13 protein-coding genes are annotated in these 21,028 nt (G+C 73.4%); 10 read left to right on the top strand and 3 right to left on the bottom strand.

All coding sequences use genetic code 11. The annotated features are described in order from the left end of the window. Window positions 1–34: 34 nt before the first annotated feature. Together EKG83_RS17820 and EKG83_RS17825 are read left to right on the top strand one after the other, a co-directional pair. A complete protein-coding gene (locus EKG83_RS17820; protein WP_153278188.1) occupies window positions 35–6,823 on the top strand; it encodes an RHS repeat-associated core domain-containing protein in 6,789 nt (2,262 codons plus the stop codon). Between the two features lie 4 nt (window positions 6,824–6,827). Then, entirely contained in the window at window positions 6,828–7,295 is a 468-nt protein-coding gene (locus EKG83_RS17825; RefSeq protein WP_033435491.1) for a hypothetical protein, read from the top strand. 111 nt (window positions 7,296–7,406) lie between these two features. Here the strand turns inward: EKG83_RS17825 and EKG83_RS17830 are convergent, their stop codons facing one another. The 3 genes from EKG83_RS17830 to EKG83_RS17840 are packed head-to-tail and all read right to left on the bottom strand — an operon-like array spanning window position 7,407 to window position 9,985. Then, on the bottom strand, window positions 7,407–8,150 hold the full coding sequence (locus tag EKG83_RS17830) for an inositol monophosphatase family protein (protein ID WP_153278189.1): 744 nt from the start codon (window positions 8,148–8,150) through the stop codon (window positions 7,407–7,409). 3 nt (window positions 8,151–8,153) lie between these two features. Next, complete coding sequence (locus tag EKG83_RS17835) at window positions 8,154–8,792, bottom strand: HAD-IA family hydrolase (RefSeq protein WP_033435490.1); 639 nt, start codon at window positions 8,790–8,792, stop codon at window positions 8,154–8,156. Further along, a complete protein-coding gene (locus EKG83_RS17840) occupies window positions 8,789–9,985 on the bottom strand; it encodes an MFS transporter (protein ID WP_033435489.1) in 1,197 nt (398 codons plus the stop codon). Before EKG83_RS17840 ends, EKG83_RS17835 begins: the two co-directional genes overlap by 4 nt. 325 nt (window positions 9,986–10,310) lie before the next feature. Here EKG83_RS17840 and EKG83_RS17845 point away from each other — a divergent pair, with 325 nt between their 5' ends. The 8 genes from EKG83_RS17845 (at window position 10,311) to EKG83_RS17880 (ending at window position 20,991) form a co-directional block, all read left to right on the top strand. Further along, window positions 10,311–13,148: a LuxR C-terminal-related transcriptional regulator gene (locus EKG83_RS17845; RefSeq protein WP_153278190.1), complete on the top strand. Its 2,838-nt coding sequence runs from the start codon at window positions 10,311–10,313 to the stop codon at window positions 13,146–13,148. A gap of 271 nt (window positions 13,149–13,419) precedes the next feature. Continuing rightward, on the top strand, window positions 13,420–14,700 hold the full coding sequence (locus tag EKG83_RS17850; protein ID WP_051766978.1) for an aspartate kinase: 1,281 nt from the start codon (window positions 13,420–13,422) through the stop codon (window positions 14,698–14,700). A gap of 21 nt (window positions 14,701–14,721) precedes the next feature. Further along, window positions 14,722–15,510: a 2-amino-3,7-dideoxy-D-threo-hept-6-ulosonate synthase gene (locus EKG83_RS17855; RefSeq protein ID WP_033435487.1), complete on the top strand. Its 789-nt coding sequence runs from the start codon at window positions 14,722–14,724 to the stop codon at window positions 15,508–15,510. Between the two features lie 38 nt (window positions 15,511–15,548). Then, window positions 15,549–16,451: a family 3 encapsulin nanocompartment shell protein gene (locus EKG83_RS17860; protein ID WP_033435486.1), complete on the top strand. Its 903-nt coding sequence runs from the start codon at window positions 15,549–15,551 to the stop codon at window positions 16,449–16,451. Further along, window positions 16,451–17,368 (top strand): sulfotransferase, encoded by a 918-nt coding sequence (locus EKG83_RS17865; protein ID WP_033435485.1) that lies wholly within the window; start codon window positions 16,451–16,453, stop codon window positions 17,366–17,368. Before EKG83_RS17860 ends, EKG83_RS17865 begins: the two co-directional genes overlap by 1 nt. Beyond that, complete coding sequence (locus EKG83_RS17870) at window positions 17,368–18,126, top strand: SDR family oxidoreductase (RefSeq protein ID WP_033435484.1); 759 nt, start codon at window positions 17,368–17,370, stop codon at window positions 18,124–18,126. The genes EKG83_RS17865 and EKG83_RS17870 overlap by 1 nt, the downstream gene beginning before the upstream one ends. Before the next feature lie 34 nt (window positions 18,127–18,160). Beyond that, complete coding sequence (locus EKG83_RS17875) at window positions 18,161–19,828, top strand: AMP-binding protein (RefSeq protein ID WP_051766977.1); 1,668 nt, start codon at window positions 18,161–18,163, stop codon at window positions 19,826–19,828. A gap of 11 nt (window positions 19,829–19,839) precedes the next feature. Beyond that, window positions 19,840–20,991: an acyl-CoA dehydrogenase family protein gene (locus EKG83_RS17880; protein ID WP_033435483.1), complete on the top strand. Its 1,152-nt coding sequence runs from the start codon at window positions 19,840–19,842 to the stop codon at window positions 20,989–20,991. The last annotated feature ends 37 nt before the right edge of the window (window positions 20,992–21,028 follow it).

Below are 21,028 nucleotides of genomic sequence, written 5' to 3' on the forward strand. Positions count from 1 at the left end.
CTTGCTGGTGAAGGGTTCCGTCATGCGTGCTGGGGTGCGTGAATCGCTCCGCAGGGCTGTAGCGGTGGCCGTGGTGCTGGTGATGACCACCTCGTCCGGCCAGGCGTTCGCGGTGGACGAGCCGTTCGACTGGGGTGTCCCGGAGCGGCAGCGGGAGAAGTCGGTCACGACCACGCCCGTGGAGATCGCGCCGGTACCGGCCGATCCGGCGGCCGGTGCGGTGCTGGGGGGCGCCGAGGCGCCGGAGTGGCCCGAGGCCGCCCGCGGCGAGGTCGACTTCGCCGGGCGTGGTTCGGCGGCGCAGGCCGCGGCGCGGGCGGCGGGGACGCCGATCCGCGCCGCGGGTACGCCGGTCGCCGTCGGCCTGGAGCGTGCTCCGGGGCAGGCGCGGCAGGCCGCCGCGACCGGCAAGGTGCGGGTGGAGGTGCGCGACGCCGCCGCCGGCGGGGTGGTGTTCACCCTGGCCGACGCCGGTGGCGCCCGGGACAAGCCGCTGAAGGTCACCTTCGACTACGCGAAGTTCGCCGGTGCTTTCGGCGGCGACTACGCGGCCCGGCTGCGCCTGGTGCGGTTGCCCGGGTGCGCGGCGACGACGCCGGAGAAGGCGGAGTGCCAGGTCGCGACGCCCGTGGAGGGCGCGGCCAACGACACCGGGGCCGAGGTGCTGTCGGGCACGGCGACGCTGCGCTCGGCGGAGCCCGCGGTGTTCGCGGCGGCGGCCGCCCCGGCGAGCACCGGCGGGTCGTACGCGGCGACCTCGCTGGCCCCGGCGGGGTCGTGGAACGCGGGCGGGTCGTCGGGCGACTTCACCTACGGCTACCCGATGCGGGTGCCGCCCGCGATCGGCGGCGGTACGCCGTCGGTGTCGCTGGGGTACTCGGCGCAGAGCCTGGACGGGCGGACGTCGTCGACGAACAACCAGGCGTCCTGGGCGGGTGATGGTTGGGATTTGTCGCCCGCGGGGTTCATCGAGCGGCAGTACAAGCCGTGCTCGTTGGACCTGGGCGGCAACAACGGTCAGACCAAGACCGGTGACCAGTGCTGGGCCACCGACAACGCCACGATCAGCCTGGTCGGGGTGTCGGGCAAGCTGATCCGTCGCGGTGACACGAACGAGTGGCGCACCGAGTCCGATGACGGCGCCCGGATCGAGCGGTTGACCGGTGCCGCCAACGGCGACAACAACGGTGAGCACTGGAAGGTCACCACGACCGACGGAACCCAGTACTTCCTGGGGATGAACCGGCTGCCGGGCTGGAGCGCGGGCAAGCCGGAGACGCAGTCGGCGTGGACCGTGCCGGTGTACGGCAACCACACCGGTGAGGAGTGCAACCAGACCGCGTTCGACGCCTCGTGGTGCCAGCAGGCGTACCGGTGGAACCTGGACTACTCGGTCGACGTGCACGGCAACGTCACCACGTACTACTACAACCGGGAGTTCAACCGGTACGGCCGCAACGGCGACCCGGCCAAGGGCACGGACTACGTGCGCGGCGGCTGGCTGGACCGGATCGACTACGGGCTGCGCAGCGACAACTTCTTCGCCCACCCCGGTGCGCGGGTGAGCTTCGAGACGGCCGAGCGGTGCCTGCCCGGCGGCGCGGTGACGTGCGACCCGTCGCAGCTCAATGCCTCGACCGCGAAGTCGTGGCCGGACGTGCCGTTCGACCAGATCTGCAACGCCGGCGAGTCGTGCACCAACCGGTTGACGCCGTCGTTCTTCACCCGCAAGAAGCTGACCAAGGTCGTCACCCGGGTCGCCAACGGCGCGTCGTCGTTCCAGGACGTCGACTCCTGGACGCTGGAGCACCAGTTCCTGGCCACCGGTGACGGCCTGGCGCCCGCGCTGAACCTGAACAAGGTCACCCACACGGGTCTGGTGGGTGGCAGCGCGTCGTTGCCGCCCACGGTGTTCGGGCACACGGCCATGGACAACCGGGTGGACAGCAGCACCGACGGTCAGCTGCCGCTGACCCGGTACCGGATCACGTCGATCACGAACGAGACCGGCGCCAACACCACGATCACCTACAGCGATCAGGACTGCAAGCCGGGTGCGCGGATGCCGGCCTCGCCGGAGTCCAACACGCTGCGCTGCTACCCGTCGTGGTGGGCCCCCGAGGGGGCGCTGGAACCGCAGTTGCACTGGTTCCACAAGTACGTGGTGGTGTCGGTGATCGACACCGACCGCACCGGCGCCTCCACGCGCATCCCGACCACCTACGAGTACAAGGGCGACCCGGCCTGGCACTTCGACGAGGCCGAGTTCGCCGAGCCCAACCGCCGCACCTGGTCGCAGTGGCGCGGCTACGCGACCGTGCGCACGGTCAAGGGTGACACCACCGGTCCGCAGAGCGTGTCCGAGACCGTCTACGGGCGCGGCATGGACGGCGACAAGCTGCCCGACGGCACGCGGGAAGCCTGGGTCGACACCGAGGACGGCGACCCGGTCCGGGACGTGCAGCGCCTGCGCGGCTTCGTCCTGGAAACCAGGCAGTACCAGGGGAACGACGTCGTCTCGGCGTCGGTCAACGACCCCTACCTGCCCGACACCCCCACGGCGACCGACGCGGCGGGCAACAAGGCGTACGTGACCGGCAACGCCTCGGTGCGCGGCCGCACCAAGCTGGAGAACGGCACCTGGCGGCGCACCCGGGTGGACAAGGAGTTCAACGCCGAGGGCATCGTCACCCGGGTGGAGGACCACGGCGACCTGGCCGTGACCGGTGACGAGTCCTGCACCCGTTCCACCTACGCGCGCAACGAGACCGCGTGGATCCTGACGACGGCGTCGCAGGTGGAGACGGTCAAGGGCACGTGTGCGGTGACCGCGTCGCCGACCACGGTCCTGTCACTGGCACGGTCCTACTACGACAACCAGGACCACGGCGTCGCACCGACGCGGGGCCTGGTGACCAAGGCCGAGGCGCTGGACAAGTGGGACGCCACCGGTCAGACGTGGGTGACCGCGTCGCAGGCCGCCTACGACTCCTACGGCCGCCCGACCGAGGTCGTGGACGGGCGGGGTGAGAAGACCACCACCGCCTACGTCCCGGCCTCCGGCCCGGTCACCGAGATGACCAGCACCAACCCGCTGGGCCACGTCACCCGGGAGTACCTCGCCCCGGCGTGGGGCCTGTCGACGGCGTCGGTGGACGTCAACAACCGGCGCGCCGAGCTGGCGTACGACCCGCTGGGCCGGCTGACCAAGGCGTGGACGCCGGGTCACGCGGGCGCGGCGAACGCGGACGCGGTGTTCGAGTACCAGTACAACACCGACAAGCCCAGCGTCGTGGTGTCCAAGCAGCTGCAGGACAACGGCGGCTACCTGACCGCCTACACCCTGTACGACGGCCTGCTGCGCGAGCGGCAGACGCAGATCCCCGCGCCGGGCAAGGACGGCGGCCGCCAGATCACCGACATCCTCTACGACTCCAGGGGTCTGCCGTACAAGACCAACGGCATCTACTGGAACAAGGAGGCGCCCAGCGGCGAGCTGACCGGCATCCGGGAGAACGAGCTGCCGGCCCAGACGATCACCGAGTACGACGCACTGGGCCGCCCCACCGCGGCGATCTTCAAGAAGTTCGACGTCGAGCAGTGGCGCACCACCACCTCCTACGGTGGCGACCGCGTGCACACCACCCCGCCGTCGGGCGGCACGGCCACCACGGTGATCAGCGACGCGCAGGGGCGGACGCTGGAGAAGCGGCAGTACACCGCCGGCCTGGGCAGCACCTACGACACCACGCGCTACGCCTACAACGCGGCGGGGCTCCTGGAGACCCTGACCGACCCGGCCGGGAACACCTGGCGCTACCACTACGACCTGCGCGGTCGCGTGGTGGCGACCGACGACCCGGACACCGGGCACTCCACGGTCACCTACAACGCGGCCGGTCAGGTCCTGACCACCACCGACTCGCAGAACCGCACCATCGCCAACGCCTACGACAAGCTGGGCCGGACCACCGCCCGCCACCAGGGCTCGCTGACCGGCACGAAGCTGGCGGAGTGGGAGTACGACACCCTCACCGGCGGTGTCGGCATGCTCACCGCGTCACGGCGTTTCGTCGATGGCCAGACCTACGAGCAGCGGGTCAACGGTTATGACGACGCGGGTCGGGCCACCGGCCAGAAGGTGATCATCCCGGCGTCCGAGGGCGTGCTGGGTGCGACCTACGAGCTGCGGCAGAGCTACACGGCCACGGGCAAGCCCAACGTGACCTCCTACTCGGCGGTCACCTCGGGCACCAAGCAGATCTACCCGCGCGAGAACGTGGGCACGGTCTACGACGCCATGGGCCTGCCGATCCAGCTCATCGGCTCCCAGGTCTACGTCGGGTTGACCGAGTACTCCAGCTTCGGCGAGGTGCTCTACACCCAGTACGCCGACGCCACCGACGGCGCCGCGCCCAACGTGGGCATCACCGACTTCTACGAGATCGGCAGCCGGCGGCTGGAGCGCACGGTCGTGAGCCGGGAGACCGCCACGGGCAACCGGGTGGCCGACCGCAACTACACCTACGACGCGGCGGGCAACATCACGAGGATCGCCGACACCCCCGAGGGGCGTGCGGCGGACATCCAGTGCTTCGCCTACGACCACCTGCGCCGCATGAACGAGGCGTGGACCCCGTTGTCGGGCAACTGCTCGACTGCCCGGTCGGCCTCGGCCCTGGGCGGTGCGGCGCCGTACTGGCACTCGTGGACCTTCGACAAGACCGGCAACCGGCTGACGGAGACCCAGCACGCGGCGGCCGGGGACACCGTCCGCACGACCGCCTACCCGGCGGCGGGGGCGGCCCAGCCGCACACCGCCACCTCGGTGACCACGAAGGGCCCGAACGGCACGGCGCTGGACACCTTCACCTACGACACCAGCGGTAGGACCAAGACCCGCAAGGTCAGCGGTGACGAGCAGGTGCTGGACTACGACGCCGAAGGCCGGATCTCCAAGATCACCAACCCGGGCAACAAGGTCTCGACGTACCTCTACGACGCCAACGGCTCGCGGTTGATCAGCCGGGAGCCCTCGGCGACGACGCTGTACGTGTTCGGGCAGGAGATCCGCCTGGAGACCGGGACGTCGACCCCGTCGTGGACGCGCTGGTACGGGCACAACGGCAAGACCGTCGCGGTGCGCAACAGCGTGTCGGGCCTGAAGTGGTTGATCCCCGACCACCAGGGCACCAACCAGGTCTCCCTGTCCACCGACGCGAGCCTGGCCATCACCCAGCGCCGCCAGAGCCCCTACGGCGCACAGCGCGGTGCGGCACCGGCCTCGTGGCCGGACAAGCTCGGGTTCGTCGGTGGTCGGAACGACGAGTCGGGCCTGACCCAGGTCGGGGCGCGGTTGTACGACAACGCGTCGGGCCGGTTCCTGTCCGCCGACCCGGTGATCGACAACAACGATCCGCAGCAGCTCAACGGTTACGCCTACGCCAACAACAGCCCGGTCACGTTCAGCGACCCCACCGGGTTGATCCGCGACTGCGGTCCCGACGGCGTGATGTGCGGGACCAAGGAAAAGAGCATCCAGGGCCCGAACTGGGAGGCCGAGAAGCGCACCTACCAGGCGCGCGAACGGGCGTTGCAGCAGGCCAGGCGCAACGCCGACGCCGAGGTTCGCCAAGTCATGGCCAACCAGGGCATCAGCCAGGAGGACTACGCCCGTGCGCTGGCCGACGCCCACAAGACCAAGTGGGACGTCATCAAGGAGGTGGCCTGGGACGTCCTGAAGGAGATCTCGGGCTGGAACGACATCGTCGACTGCTTCACCAAGGGCGACATCTGGGGCTGCGCCGGCATGGTCGCCGGTCTGGTGCCGTGGGGCAAGGTCGGCAAGATCCTCGAAGCCGGTTGGAACGCCATCAAGGCCGTCGACCGCTTGGCCTCCATCGTCAGCAAGGCCCAGGGCATCCTGCGGCGGGTCCAGTCGATCACGGACAAGGTCCAGGAAGCGGTCACCGACCAGTTCCAGAAGCTGATCTCCCGGGGCAGTGGCGCCGGTGAGAGTTGCGTCAAGCACAGCTTCGTCGGCACCACCCTGGTGCTGATGGCCGACGGCTCGACCAAGCCGATCTCCGAGGTCGAGATCGGCGACAAGGTGAAGGCCACCGACCCCACCACCGGCCAGACCACCGACCGCGAGGTCGTCGCCACCATCGTCCACGACGACGAGGGCGACATGACCAAGCTGACCGTGGTCGGTGAGGACGGCACCACGGGCAGCGTGGACGCCACCTCCTGGCACCCGGTCTGGGTCGACGCCGAAGGCCGCTTCGTCAAGATCGGCGACCTCGAACCCGGACAGCGGCTCACCTCGGCCGACGGCACCTCACCCGGGGTCGCCGACGTCGACCGCTACACGCGCTTCGAGCCGGTCTACGACCTGACCGTCGACGGTGTCCACACCTACTACGTGGCGACCGGCGGGTTCGACTTCCTGGTTCACAACTGCGGTGAGGGCAAGCTCAAGGAAGGCGAGCAGTACATCTACCGCGCGGTGAAGGAACAGGAACTCGACCAGCTCCTGGACACCCGGCGCTTCCAGAACGCGCCGGGCATCGAGTCGAAGTACTTCTCGGCGACCCCGGAGGGAGCTGCCCTCTACGCCCGGACCGCTCATGCGAACTTCCCCGAAGAAGGCCCCTACACCCTGGTGCGGGGTGTCATCAGGACGGAGCACATCCCCGCCGAGAGCAGGATCGACCACCTGGCCGACGGCGGTGGCGGGATCGACGCGTTCGCGCTCTGGGAAGACGCGATGAGTACGATCGGCCGAGTCAGGATCATGCCTTCCATGCCGGTTCCGAGGTGAGTCGATGAAGATCTGCGTGACTTCCCTTCGGCAGTCCACCTTGGACCTCTGGTCCAGGCTCCTCCCCGCCTCGACGGCGATCCGGTTCGTCAACGGGGGCAGCCGGTCGGTCCAGGCGGACGTGCTCGTGATGTCCGGGGTCTGGGCCTTCGACCGCTACGGCGGCAGCCCGGACAGGGAGGCGGCGCAGGTCCTGCCGAACGCGCGGGGCGACGGTCTGCCGGAGTGGATCGTCGTCCCACCGTTCCGCCCGGTCGTCGAACGGGACGGGGAGTTCGTCACCAGGGAGGATTTCGCGGAGGTCAGTCCTGCCTACTACGGGATCCTCCGGTCTCTCCAGGCGGTGAGGGACGGATTCGGGGACTCGGTCAGCGTGGTGCTCGACCTGTCGTTGCTCGGGATGGACGATCCGAACGACGAGTCGACCCCGGCTTCGGTGGCCCGGGCGATCGAGGAGTTCCTGACCGGGTGAGCGGTGGGACCTCACCGGGGCGGTGCCCCGGTGAGGTCCCACCGGCGAACCGGGAACACGTCCCGGCGGGATCGTCCGGCTTTCGACGGCCTTCCGCGTGAAATCCCGGCATCACACCGAAACGCCGCGCGCCCGCAGCTCCGCCAACGCCCCCAGCAACCGGTCCCGCAACTCCGGCCGACAGATCACCAGATCCGGTATCAGCGGATCGCGGTTGCCGTACACCATCGGTCCACCGTCCACTCGGGACGCGTGCGCCCCGGCCGCCAAAGCCACGGCGACCGGCGCCGCGCTGTCCCACTCGTACTGCCCACCGGCGTGCACGTAGGCATCAACCTCCCCGCTGCACACCGCCATCGCCTTGACCCCGGCCGACCCCATGGGCACCAGCTCCACGTCCGCCACCTCGGCCAACCCGTCCACCAACGCCGGCCGGTGGCTGCGGCTCACCGCCACCAGAGGACGCCGCTCCGGGACCGCCGCCAACGGCTCGGGCGCCCCGGTCCACCACGTCTTCCCCGACGACAACGCCACCGCCCCGGCCACCACCCGTCCACCGACCGCCAGGGCGACGTGCACCGCCCAGTCCCCGCGGCCGCGTTCGCAGTACTCCACGGTGCCGTCCAACGGGTCGACGATCCACAACCGCCCGTCACCCCCGGACACCGCACCCCCCTCCTCCGACCGCACCGCGTCCTCGGGCCGGTGCACGCGCAGGGCGGCGACCAGCAGCTCGTGCGCCTGCCGGTCACCCTCCCGCCCCAACTCCCGACCGCTCAACCCGCCCCGCCGCACCTCCACCAACAGGTCACGGGCCGCGGACGCCAGGTCGCGCGCCAGCGCGTGGTCGTCCACCGCTCAACCCCCCACGGTCAGCGCGACCTTGTCACCGACCACCGAGAACCGCACATGCGACAGGTCCGGCACCACCAGGTCGGCATCCAACGACCCGGGCTCGCCCAACCCCAGCGTGGTGCACCCCGCCGCACGCCCCGACGCCAACCCGGACGGCGTGTCCTCCACCGCCAGACACCGCTCCGGCGCCAACCCCAACCGCGAAGCACCCAACAGGTACGGCGTCGGCGACGGCTTCCCCTTGTCCACGTCGTCGGCCGTCACCAACACCTCCGCCACCGGCAACCGCGCCGCGGCGGTACGGGCCGCGGTCACATCCCGCGAACACGACGTCACGATCGCCTTGTGCTCCCCGACCGCCTCCGTCGCCTCCCGCGCCCCCGGTAACACCACCACCCCCTCCAAATCATGGGTGGCGATGTGGGAGTAGTGGGCCAGCCCCTCCTCGTGCCGCTCCGGCGGCAGCAGCATCGCGACGATCTCCTTGGCCGGCTTGCCCGCCGTGCCGTCCAGCAGCGCGGGGTCGACGCCCTCCTCCTCGGCCCACCGGCGCCACGCGCGGCGCACGGCGGCGGTCGAGTCGATGAGCGTGCCGTCCAGGTCGAACAGGACCGCGTCGAACTCGTATCGCAGCATCATCATCCCTTCGAAGCGGAAGTGGTGACGGGCTCCCGGTCGGGAGCCCCGGTACCGCGCCTGCCCGCGTACCGCGCCAGCAGGACCACCAGGCCCAGGGCGACCACGCCGAGCGCACCGCCGAGCACGGCCACGCCGGGCAGCCCGGCGCGGTCCAGGGCGACGCCGCCGAAGCCCGCGCCGGCGACGATGCCGATGTTGAACGCCGACACGGCGAACGACACGGCCAGCTCACCGCCCTCGCCCGCGGCCTGGAACAGCGCGGCCTGCACCGTGGGCACGAACGACCACGCGGCCAGCTGCCACACCGTGACCAGGGCGATGGCCTGCGCCTGGCCGGTGGACAGCGGCAGCACCAGCAGCAGCGAGCCGGCGGTGACGGCCGCGGTGACCAGGAGCGTCAGGCGCGAGTTGGTGTCGGCGCCCTTGCCGCCGATGAGGTTGCCCAGCACGGCGCACACGCCGGCGATGAACAGCACGACGATCACCATCGTGTTGCCCATGCCCGCGCGCTGCTCCAGCAGCGGCACCAGGTAGGTGTAGACCGTGAAGGACGCGCCCCAGAACACGGTGATCGCGGTCAGGCCGATGATCACCGGCCTGGTCCGCAGGGCGCGCATCCGCTCGCCCAGCGACGGCCCGTCGTCGGCGCCGGTGGGCGGCAGCACGGCCGCGATGAACGCCAGCGCGGCCAGCGCCATCGCGCCGATCACCAGCATCGGCACGCGCCAGCCCATGTTCTGGCCCAGCAACGTGCTCACCGGCACGCCCAGCGCGGTCGCGGTGCTCACGCCCGCCACGATGGTGGCCATGGTGGAGGCCCGCCTGGCCGGTTCGGCCAGGCGCCCGGCGGCGCCGATGGCGGTCGCCAGGTAGAGGCCCATCATGCCGCCGGAGAGCACCCGGGAACCCAGCAGCACCGCGTAGTTGGGCGCCAGCCCGGCGGCGGCGTGGCCGAGCGCGAACACGACCAGGCAGCCGAACAGCACCTTGCGCCGGTCGGCCCGGTGGAACACCGCGGCCAGCACCGGGGCGCCCACCGCGAACGCCACCGCGTTCAGCGTCACGAGCTGCCCGGCGACCGCCTCCGACACGTCGAGGTCGGAGGCGATCTGGGGGAGCAGGCCCACCACGACGAATTCGGTGCACGACACCGCGAACGCCCCCGCGAACAGGGCCCATATCCAGATCTTCTTCACCGCACCCTCCAGCGTGCACGGGATCGGGGATCACCATCAGGGTTGACGCGTGGCGCCGCGCTCATGCGGCGGCGGCCGGCGACGGGTACGCGCTCATCGGCGTTCATCGGATCGCGAATTCGCGTATTGCCTGGAAAAGGAATCCCCGCGACACTTGCCCGCACACCGCCGAGGGGCCCGGATTCACCGGATCGGATCAACGCGGCGCGGAGTCCCGAAGCATCGTCCAGACCATTCACGTCGGCTGCGGTACGGAGGGGTACTGCAACCAAGGGCCCGTCGGCGCCACAGGTGTGCCCACTGCAATGACAACTGGGGAGGAATAGTGCTGGACGACGGCATGGAGCCGGTCGGGTCGGGGACACCTGGAGGGCGATTAGCGGGCCACGACGTGCTCGACGCGGCGTTCACCGCGCTCGCCGGGGGACGGGGGCGGGTCCTGGTCGCCGAGCACCCCGGCGTGCTCGGCCGCAACACCGCCGTGGAGCGGGCCCGCGCCGAGGCGGCGCGGCGGGGCGTCCGGGTCGCCCACGGCCGGGCCACCGCCCTGGACCGGGTCGCGCCGCTGTCCACGCTGGTGGCCGCGCTCGGCGGCGGCGGCGCGGTCGGGCGGGCGGACCTCGCCGACCTGGACGGCGACCGGCTCACCGTGCTGGAGCGGTTGCGCTGCGCCCTGGAGGGCGCGGCCGCCGGGTCGGGGCTGCTGGTGTGCCTGGACGACTTCCACCACGCCGACGAGCTGACCGCGCTGGCCCTGCGGGTCCTGGTGCCCGCCCTGGCCGACGAGCCGGTGCTGTGGCTGCTGGCCCTGCACCCGCCGCTGGCCTCGGTCGCGGTCCGCAACGTGATCGACGTGCTGCTGGAGGCGGGCGCCCACCGGGTGCCGCCCGACCGGCTGACCCAGGACGCGGTGCGCGGCATCTGCGAGGGCGTGCTGGGGCACCGGGCGGGCCCCGGCCTGGTGGCCTTCGCCTCGGGCGTCGACGGCGACCCGGCGCTGGTCGCCCGCGTGGTGCGGGCGCTGGACGCGGCCGGGCACGTCGAGGTGCGCGACGACCTGGCCGAGGTGGTCCCGGACGCCGACCGGCGGCCCCTGCCCCGCGCGGTCGTCGACGCGATCCGGGCGCGGCTGGCCGACCTGCCCGAACCGGTCGCGGCGCTGCTGGAGGCGGGCGCGGTGCTGGGTCGGCCCTTCACCGTGCACGAGGCGGCGGGCCTGACCAGGCGTTCGGTGCCCGAGCTGGCCCGCGCCGCGGGCGCCGCGGTCGAGGCGGGTGTGCTGGGGCCGCAGCCGAGCGGGCTGGGCTTCCCGCACGAGCTGGTCCGCCGGGCCGTGTACGCGGGGGTGGCCGAGCCGGTGCGGGTGGCGCTGCACCGGGAGGCCGCCGACGTGGTCGCCGCCGAGGGCCGCGACCCCGAGGAGGTGGTCGGGCACCTGGAACGCGCCGGTCACGTGGGGTCCGCCGCGGTGGTGGACGTGCTGCACCGGGCGGTGCGCGAGCGGGTGCCCCGGGACCCCGGGGCCGCCACCCGCCTGGTGGTGCGGCTGCTGGACCTGCTCGGCGACGCCCACCCGCGCAGCGACGAGCTGACCGTGCTGGCCGTGCACCTGCTGACCGCCACCGACCAGGGGCAGCGGGCCTGGGAGCTGGCCGTGCGGGCGCTGCACCGCGACCTCGACGCGGAGACCGAGACGCTGCTGGTGTGCGCGCTGGCCGAGCTGGCCGACCCGGCGCACGGCCAGGGCGACGACCACGCGGTGGTCGAGTACACCCGCCGGGCGCTGGCCCGCGCCGACCTGGCCGGGCACCACCGCGCGGAGCTGCGGGCAGTGCAGGCGCACCGGCTGGCCGGGACGGGCCAGGCCGCCGCGGCCGAGGAGGCCGCCGACGAGGTGCTGGCCGCGGGCGCCCGGACCGAGCGCGGCGAGGCCCTGATGCTGGCCTGCGCGGCCAAGGGCATCGCGGCGCTGCACCGCGGCGAGTTCGCCCGGGCCCTGGAGCACGGCCGCGCGGCGGTCCGCGAGGCCGACCGGCTGGGCCCGTTCGTCCGGCAGCGCCACGCGCGGCTGTGGCTGTGCCCGCCGCTGCTCGCGCTCGACCGCTTCGACGAGGCCGACTCGGCGTTGCGGCTGGTGGAGCGCGAGTCGCGGCGCCTGGGCACCTCCTGGGTGGCGCCCGAGTGGCACTACCACCGCGCCCGGGTGCGCGCCGCGCGCGGTGACCTGGCCGGGGCCCAGGCGGAGGCCGAGGCGGGGGTGCGCGCGGCGCGGGAGCGGTCGGCGGGCGGCCTGCTGGGCAAGGTCCTGGGCCTGCGCGCGGAGGTCCGCGCCACCCGCGGCGACCTGGCCGGCGCCGAGGGCGACCTGCGCGAGGCCGAACGCCGCGCCGACGCCGCGCGGTCGGCCTGGTGGCGCGTGCGCTGGCTGTGCGCGGCCGACCGGGACGACGAGGCCGCCGAGGTGGCGGGCGGCCTGCTGGCCGCCACCGACCTCGTCGCGTTCATCGCCACCACCGCCGCGTGCGCCGTGCCCCTGCTGGCGGGGCTGGCCCGGCGGTGCGGCGACCTGCGGGCGCTGGACCGGCTGGTGCGCGTCACCGGCGAGCTGGCCGACCGCAACCCCGGCGTGTCGTGGCCCGCCGCCACCGCCGCCCACGTCCGCGGCCTGGCCGAGCGCGACCCGGCCGCCCTCGTCTCGGCCGCCGAGCTGCACCGGATGAGCGGGCGGCGCCCCGCGCGGGCCGCGGCCCTGGCCGACGCGGGCGAGCTGGCCCGCGAGCTGGGCGAGCGGCAGCGGGCCGAGGAGCTGCTGGCCGAGGCGGAACGCCTGTGGCTGGCCTGCGACGCGCTGCCCGCCGCCCGCCGGGCCGGTCGCCGGCTGGCCGGGCTCAAGGCGCGCCCGGGTCCCGCGGTCGACGGCGTGGTCCCCGACCGGGCGCCCGAGCAGTGGGCCGACCTCACCGAAACCGAGGTGCGCGTGGCGCGCCTGGTCGCCCGCGGCCTGACCAACAAGGCCATCGCCACCCGGCTGACCCTCTCGCCCAACACGATCAACACGCACGTGCGCAACGCGTTCACCAAGCTCCGCGTCACCAACCGCGTCGAGCTCGCGTTGCAGGTCATCGCGCACGACGAAGCCCGGCGCGACACCGACCAGCGCTGACACCCCCTCCCCGCGACGCCCGCCGGTGACGCGCCGGCGGGCGTCCGCGCGCCGGGCCGGCCCCTCACCCATTCACGTGAGCCGACCGGTGCGCCGGTGCGGATTCCACCCGGCGCCGCCCCGCGGAGTTCATGGATTTGCGCGAGCGAGAGCCGCGGAAAACGGGGGAACCCGATTAGGGACGGAATCGAGCCCACAACAAGACGTGTCAGGTGCTCGGACCGCGACGCGGACGTCGAAAACCCCCTCGGAATTCCCCGAACGGAGTGGCATGGACATCTGCATCCAGAAGTACGGCGGCAGTTCCCTGGCGCACGACGTCCAGGTCGCCGAGGTCGCGCGCCGGGTGGCGCGCGTCCGCCGCAGCGGCACCGCGGTGGTCGTCGTGGTGTCCGCGCGCGGCGACACCACCGACGAGCTCGTGCGCGCCGCCACCGCGGTCAGCCCGGCGCCGGACCCGCGCGAGACCGACAAGCTGCTCGCCACCGGCGAGCTGGCCTCCGCGGCCCTGCTGGCCATCGCGCTGCGGGAGCTGGGCGTGCCGGCGGTGTCGCTGTCCGGCCCGGAGGCCGGGCTGCGGGCGGTGGGCCGGCCTGGTGCGGGCGTGATCGCCTCGGTCGACGTCGAGCCCGTCCGCTCCTGGCTGGCCCAAGGCCACGTCGTCGTCGTGGCGGGCTTCCAGGCCCTCGACCGCGACGGCGAGGTCGTCACGCTGGGCCGGGGCGGGTCGGACACCTCGGCGGTGGCCCTGGCCGTCGCCCACGGTGCCCGGGTGTGCGAGATCTACACCGACGTGGCGGGCGTGCGGCGCGCGGACCCCAGGGTGGTGCCCGACGCCGGGCTGCTGGGCGGGGTGCCCGCCGGGGTGATGGCCGAGATGGCGTTCTCCGGTGCCCGCGTGCTGCACCCGCGCTCGGTCGAGCTGGCCGCGGCGCACGGCGTCGACATCGTCGTCCGCGACGCGTCCGGGGTGGGCGAGGGAAGCACCATCTTCGGGAGGGAACCAGCCATGCTCGACTCGGACGTGCTGGAAGGGCGCGCCGGTGTGGTCGCGGTGACGCACGACGACCGGGTGACCCAGATCGTCGTCGAGGCGCGGTGCGAGGTGGCCGCGGGCAGCGCGAGGGCGCTGGACGCGGTCGCGCGGCGGGAGATCCCGGTCGACTCGGTGACCTGGTCGGCCGGCGGCGGATCGTCGTTGCGGATGGCGTTCTGCGTGGCCGACGACGCGGTCGCCGGCGCGCGGGCCGCGGTGGTGGAGGAACTGGCCGGGCACGACTGCGCGGTGGTCGAGCGCCGGGACCTGGGCCGGGTGTCCGTGGTGGGCACCGGGCTGCTGAGCCGGCCCGGCCTGACCGCGCTCGCGCTGGACGCCCTGTCGGGCGCCGGCATCGCGGCCGAGTGCGTGCTGTGCAGCCAGGCCAGGACCACGTTCCTGGTGCCGCGCGACCGCGTCCACGACGCGGTGCGGGCGCTGCACGAGCGCTTCTGCCTGGACCGCGAGGACAGCGGCGCGCACGGCGACCCGGCCGCGCCCGCCGTCCCGGCCTGACGACAACACGAGGAGGAAGCCTTGAGCCAGCCACAGTCCTTCGGCGCGTGCCTGCGCCTGGACCGCATCAACCGCAACGGCGACGGGAGGTTGATGATCGTCCCGCTGGACCACTCCGTGGCCGACGGGCCGGTCACCCCGGACGACTCGCTCGACGAGCTGGTCGGCGAGCTGGCCGGCGCCGGCGTGGACGCGGTGGTCCTGCACAAGGGCACCGCCCGCCACCTGGACCCCAAGAGGTTCGTCAACACCTCGCTGATCGTGCACCTGAGCGCCAGCACGTCCCATGCGCCCGACCCGGACGCCAAGTACCTGGTGACCACCGTCGAGGCCGCGCTGCGGCTGGGCGCGGACGCGGTGAGCGTGCACGTGAACATGGGGTCGCGGCAGGAGGCCGCGCAGATCGCCGACCTGGCCCGCACCGCGGAGGAGACCGACCGCTGGGGCGTGCCGCTGCTGGCCATGATGTACGCGCGGGGCCCGCAGATCACCGACTCCACCGACCCCGAGCTGGTCAAGCACTCGGCCACGCTGGCCGCCGACCTGGGCGCGGACATCGTCAAGGTCAGCTACCCCGGTTCGGCCGAGGCGATGGCCGACGTCGCGCGGGCGTGCCCCATCCCCGTCGTGGTGGCCGGCGGTCCGCCGGTGGACGAGAAGAGGGTCCTGCTGGAGCGGGTCGCCTCGGCGGTGCGCGCGGGCGCGGCAGGCGTGGCGATGGGCCGCAACATCTTCCAGCACCCCAAACCGGGCCGGTTGGCCCGCGAGATCGGCGACGTCGTGCACGGCCGCATGGCGCTCGCCGCCTGAACCGGACAACGGTACCGCCCCAGGCGAGGAAGGCAGTGATGACGACCCAGACCAGCTCCCCGATCAACCAGACCCGGCAACTGCTGGCCGACCCGGCGATGACCGAGAGCACCCCGGGCTCGGAGTTCGCGCAGGCCGCCGCGCTCGGCCGCGGAGGCGACGACGTCACCGTGACGTTCCGCGCCTACCTGCCGACCGCGTTCCCGCTGTTCGCCGAACGCCCCCGGTACACCGTGCGCCAGCTGATGAAGATGGCCACCATCCGCGACGGCAACGCCTACTACGTGCACGAGCCGCGGCCCGAGCGCGGTCGGCGCGAGCTGTCCGGCACCACGTTCGACACCACGCCCGAGTCCCAGTTCGAGCTCAAGCTCGGCGAGGCCGCGCTGACCGACATCGGCGTGTCCCTGCCGGTGCCCGCCGGCCTGCTGGAGCACCCGCGGCTGCTGGCGTCGTTCATCGACTACCGGCTGCTCGTGCGGTTCGGCACCACCGAGAACCAGGTGCTGCTGCGCGGCAGCGACGACGGCGCCGTGCCCGGCCTGCTGGAGCTGCCGGACCTGCGCCGGATCACCACCGACCGCGCCCCGGTCGACCTGCTCACCCAGGCGGCCGCGCTGGTGGAGGAGACCGGCGGCTCGTGCGACGGCATCGTGGCCCACACCGCGGTGTACTGGCAGGCGGTGGAGTCCGGGCTGCTCGGCAGGCTCGCCGAGGCGGGCGTGCGGATCTCCCGGACCCGGATGATCCCGAAGAACCAGGTGCTGCTGGGCGACTTCCGCGCGGCCACCACGTTCCTCGACCCGGGCGTGGCCGAGCTGAGGCTGCGCCGCGGTGCCGCGCCCGACGGCGGCGACCTGCTGGAGGCCACCAGCCGCATGGGCCTGGCCGTGCACCTGCCGCAGCACTTCGTCCTGCTGGAGCAGGAGGGGGCCGGCTGATGCGGGTGCTCTACATCACCGGCATGATGCGGTGCGGCAGCACCATGATCGGCAACGTGCTCGGCGAGACCGCGGGCACCCTGCACGTCGGCGAGCTGCACTACCTGTGGCGCAACGGGGTGCTGCGCAGCGGCACCAACTCCAGCTGCGGCTGCGGCGAGCCCGTCACCGCGTGCCCGCTGTGGTCGGGCGTGCTGGGCACGGGCGTCGCGGCGGACCCGCACGCGGCCGCCGCCGTGGAGGCCGTGCAGGCGGCCCGGCTGCGCGCCCGGCACACGCCCGCCCGGCTGGCCGAGGCGCTGGGCGCGCGCCGCACCCCGCCGGACGTCGAGTGGCTGACCGGCGTCACCGCGGACCTGTACCGGGCCGCGGCCGCCGCCGCGGGCGCCGAGGTGCTGGTGGACGGCTCCAAGTACCCGGCCGAGGCCGCGGCCCTGCTCGGCCGCGACGACCTCGACGTGCGCGTGCTGCACGTGGTGCGCGACGCCCGCGCCACCGCGTTCTCCTACCGCAAGGACAAGAGCTACGTCACGCGGATGAGCGCGGGCCGCAGCACCGGCTACTGGACGGCGGTCAACGCCGCCTCCGACCTGCTCGCGCTCGCCGGGCGCGACCGCTACCTGCGGGTGCGGCACGAGGACTTCTCCGCTAGCCCCCGCGAGGTGATCGGGCGGGTCATGGACTTCGCCGGCATCGCCGGGCCCAACCCGGTGGCCGGGGACGGCACCGTCGAGCTGGGCGTCAACCACACCGTCACCGGCAACCCCGACCGGTTCCGCTCCGGCCGCGTGCCCATCCGGTCCGACGGCCGGTGGCGGACCGACCTGGACTGGAAGCCCAAGGCGCTGACCACGGCCGCGGCGGCACCCCAGCTGCTGCGCTACGGCTACCGCGTCCGCGCCGGGAAGGGGAGCTGATGGACCTCGGACTGGACGGCAAGGTCGCCATGGTGGCCTGCGCCAGCAGCGGGCTCGGCCTGGGCGTGGCCCGGGCGCTGGCCGCCGAGGGCGCCGACGTCTCGATCTGCGCCCGCGACGCCGACCGGCTCGCCGAGGCGCACGGCAAGCTGGAGGCCGTCGGCGGCGGCCGGGTGCGCAGCCAGGTCGCCGACGTGGCCGACACCGCCGCCGTGGAGCGGTGGGTGGCCGACACCGCGGCCGAGTTCGGCGGCGTCGACGTCGTCGTCGGCCACACCGGCGGCGTGGTGCAGGGCCCGGTGGACGAGTTCGGGCCCGACGACTACCGCAAGGCCGTCGACACCGCGTTCATCCCGCACGTCGCCCTGGTCACCGCCGCCACGCCGCACCTCAAGCGCGGCGGCTGGGGCCGGGTGCTGCTGATCACCTCCGAGTCGGTGCGCCAGCCGATGCCGCACAACGTGCTCTCCGGCGTCGCCCGCCTGGGCGTGCTGGGGTACGCGCGCAACCTGGTGCACTCCTTCGGCGACAGCGGCGTGACCGTGAACGTGCTGGCGCCCGGCTACCACGACACGCCGGCGCTGCGCGGGCCCTCCGGCGAGGACGCCGCCGCGGCGGCCGCCGAGGTGCCCGTGCGCAAGGTCGGCGACCCGGACGACTTCGGCGCCCTGGCGGCGTTCCTGGCCTCGAAGCAGGCCGCGTTCGTCACCGGGGCGCTCCTGCTGGTCGACGGCGGCAACACCCGAGCCGTGGTCTGACCGCGAGCAAGACGACGACCCACAGGAGATCCACATGTCGGACCAACCCATCGAGATGCACGACCCGGAGGAGTACCTCGCGCAGGGGTGGTGGCGAGCCGAGGAGACGCTGGTCGACGACCTGCGCCGGGCCGCCCGCGAGCACCCGCAGCGCCGGGCGGTCGTGGTGTGGCACACCGACGGCCGGACCAAGGAGACCCTCACCTACGCCGAGCTGGAGCGCAAGGTCGAGCGCATCGCCGCGGGCCTCGCCGGCCTCGGGGTCGCCCGCGGCGACGTGGTGACGCTCCAGCTGCCCAACTCCTGGCAGCTGCTGGCCACCTCGCTGGCGTGCTTCCGGATCGGCGCGGTCGCCGGTCCCGTGCTGCCGATCATGCGCAAGCGCGAGCTGACGTTCATGACCGGCCTGACCGAGAGCAACGTCTACATCGGACCCGTCCGGCACCGCGGCTTCTCGCACGCGGAGCTGAGCGAGGAGGTGGCCCGCGAGGTGCCCACCCTCCGCCACCGGGTCCTGGTCGGCCTGGCCGACGAGCCCGCGGGCACCCCCGGCCTGGACGGCGCGCTGGACTTCGACACCGCGCTGCTGGGCGAGCCCGGCACCGAGGGCGCCCTGGTCGGCGACACCGAGGGCCGCGAGGCGCACCCGGACGACCTGGCCTACGTCATGTTCACCTCGGGCACCACCGGCGAGCCCAAGGGCGTGATGCACAGCCACAACACGCTCCACGCCACCAACCGCATGCAGGTCGACGCGCTGCACCTGACCGGTGACGAGGTCACCGCGATGGGCTCGCCCACCACCCACAACGCCGGGTGGACGTGGAACTTCACCATGCCGCTGCTGATGGGCGCGACCTGCGTGCACATCGACAACTGGGACGCCGACCTGATGCTGCGCGTGCTGGAGGAGGAGAAGGTCACCTTCTTCATGGGCGCGCCGCCGTTCCTGGTCGACCTGATCGACCGGCAGCGCGACCAGGCCCGCGACCTGTCGCACCTGAAGACCTTCGCCACCGGCAGCGCGCCGATCCCGCCGGTGCTCGTCGAGCAGGCCCGCGACGTGCTGGGCTGCCGGCTCTACGCGCTGTGGGGCATGACCGAGAACGGCGCGCCGACCATCACCCGCCCCGAGGACCCGGAGATGCGGGCCGCCGAGAGCGACGGCTCGGCCGTGCCCGGCATGGAGGTCCGCATCGTCGGCGACGACCTGCGCCCGGTGCCCGCGGGCGAGACCGGCCGGCTCCAGGTCCGCGGCGCCACCCAGTGCCTGGGCTACTTCCGCCGGCCCGACGTCTACGCCGACAACGTCACCGACGACGGCTGGTTCGACACCGGCGACCTGGCCCGCGACGACGGCCACGGCGGCATCCGCATCGCCGGCCGGGAGAAGGACGTCATCTCGCGCGGCGGCGAGAAGGTGCCGGTGGTCGAGGTCGAGGCCGCCCTGCTGCGCCACCCCGGGATCAAGGACGTCGCGGTCGTCGGCTACCCGGACGACCGGCTGGGCGAGCGGGCGTGCGCGGTGATCGTGCCGCAGGACGAGCCGCCGCAGCTGCCCGACCTGCGCGAGCACCTCGACTCGCTGGGCATGGCCAAGCAGTACTGGCCGGAGCGGGTCGAGCACACCGCCGAGCTGCCCAAGACGCCCAGCGGCAAGGTCCAGAAGTTCCGGCTGCGCGAGCAGCTGGTCGACAGCTGAGGAGGTGGGACGTGGACTTCGGGTTCACCGACGAGCAGGAGGCCCTGGCGCGCAAGGTGCGCGACTTCGCCGAGGAGCGCATCGCGCCGGGCGCGGCCCGCAACGACCGGGAGCGGACGTTCCCACCGGGGTTCTTCACCGAGCTGGGGCGCGCGGGCCTGACCGGCCTGGGCATCCCCGAGCGGCACGGCGGCCGCGGCCTGGGCGCGGTCGAGGTCGGCATCGCCGTGGAGGAGCTGGCCAAGGCCGAGGTGACCGCGTGCTACCCGGTGCTCAACGCGGCGCTCATCGGCGGCATCATCGACCGCAACGGCACCGAGGAGCAGAAGGCGGCCTGGCTGCCGCCCGTGGCCGCGGGCGAGTCCGTGGTGGCGCTGGTGCTGACCGAGCCGGACCACGGCACCGACGCGGCGGCCATCGAGCTGCGCGCCGAGCGCGCCGGCGACGGCCACGGCTGGGTGCTCACCGGCACCAAGACCTCCATCATGCTGGGCGCCCACGCCACCCACGGCCTGGTCTTCGCCCGCACCGGCGACGACGGCGCGCGCGGCGTCACCGCGTTCTACGTGCCGCTGGACCGCGAGGGCGTGAGCCGGGACCGGCTGCCCGACCTCGGCGCCCGCGCCGGCGGGCGCGCCACCATCACCTTCGACCGCTGCGCGGTGAGCGCGGACGAGGTCGTCGGCGAGGTGGGGGAGGGGTTCGTCGGCGTCATGCGCGGCTTCGACCACTCCCGCGCCCTCATCGCGGTGATGGCCGCGGCCTCCGCGCAGGCCGCCCTGGACGACGCGATGGCCTTCGCCCGCGAGCGCACCGCGTTCGGGCAGCCCATCGGCAAGCACCAGGGCGTGGCCTTCCCGCTGGTCGAGCACGCCACCCGGGTGCGCGCCGCGCGCCTGCTGGCCTACGAGGCGCTGTGGCGCAAGGACGCGGGCCTGGACCACCGGGTCGAGGCGAACATGGCCAAGTGGTGGGCGCCGCGCGTCGGCGTGGAGGCCACCCACCAGGCACTGCTCACCTTCGGCCACCGCGGCTGGCACGACGAGCACCCGATCAGCCGCCGCATGCGCGACGCCATCGGCCCCGAGATCGCCGACGGCACCGAGAACGCCACCAAGCTCGTGGTGGCCCGACAGCTGCTGGGCCGCGAGCACGCCCCGTAGACGGGCCGGAGCGGACACCGAACGGACGAGAGGGAGG

This window comes from Saccharothrix syringae, from assembly GCF_009498035.1.
Taxonomy (GTDB): Bacteria; Actinomycetota; Actinomycetes; order Mycobacteriales; family Pseudonocardiaceae; genus Actinosynnema; species Actinosynnema syringae.

Excerpts from the sequence above, each read along its gene's own strand:
- EKG83_RS17825 (WP_033435491.1), top strand. The coding sequence starts at position 6,828 with ATGAAGATCTGCGTGACTTCCCTTCGGCAGTCCACCTTGGACCTCTGG.
- EKG83_RS17835 (WP_033435490.1), bottom strand. The coding sequence starts at position 8,792 with ATGATGATGCTGCGATACGAGTTCGACGCGGTCCTGTTCGACCTGGAC.
- EKG83_RS17850 (WP_051766978.1), top strand. The coding sequence starts at position 13,420 with ATGGACATCTGCATCCAGAAGTACGGCGGCAGTTCCCTGGCGCACGAC.
- EKG83_RS17860 (WP_033435486.1), top strand. The coding sequence starts at position 15,549 with ATGACGACCCAGACCAGCTCCCCGATCAACCAGACCCGGCAACTGCTG.
- EKG83_RS17865 (WP_033435485.1), top strand. The coding sequence starts at position 16,451 with ATGCGGGTGCTCTACATCACCGGCATGATGCGGTGCGGCAGCACCATG.
- EKG83_RS17870 (WP_033435484.1), top strand. The coding sequence starts at position 17,368 with ATGGACCTCGGACTGGACGGCAAGGTCGCCATGGTGGCCTGCGCCAGC.
- EKG83_RS17875 (WP_051766977.1), top strand. The coding sequence starts at position 18,161 with ATGTCGGACCAACCCATCGAGATGCACGACCCGGAGGAGTACCTCGCG.